This is a genomic window from Candidatus Rickettsiella isopodorum, assembly GCF_001881495.1.
In the GTDB taxonomy this organism is placed as follows: Bacteria; Pseudomonadota; Gammaproteobacteria; order Diplorickettsiales; family Diplorickettsiaceae; genus Aquirickettsiella; species Aquirickettsiella isopodorum.
This window is the reverse complement of sequence record NZ_LUKY01000003.1, coordinates 1-254: the sequence shown is the minus strand read 5'-3', so window position 1 is coordinate 254 and position 254 is coordinate 1. Positions and strand designations below refer to the sequence as shown.

The window sequence follows — 254 nt, the reverse complement described above, 5'->3', positions numbered from 1 at the left end:
TAAATGTTGAAAATGTGTCGCATGCTCAATTTGTTTTTGATGGTCATTAGGATGAATTTCTTGGTCAAAAAATTTAAATGTCGTCGATAATATCTTTTTTCTCATTTCCGGTTCTTGATAAAAATGGCGGCAGATAATTGTGCAGTAATCATTTGAAACTTCGAAGGCATTAGTAAGTATAAGATTAGTTTCATCACGAAAGAATGCATAATTTCCAATGTTTTTCAATAGTTGAATTTCAGTATCCTCTTCTA

At 30.7% G+C, this 254-nt stretch carries 1 protein-coding gene; it reads right to left on the bottom strand.

Annotation, left to right across the window (positions count from 1 at the left end; translation table 11 throughout):
• A partial coding sequence (locus A1D18_RS06745; RefSeq protein WP_171910784.1) for a hypothetical protein occupies positions 1-254 on the bottom strand: 254 nt, incomplete at both ends.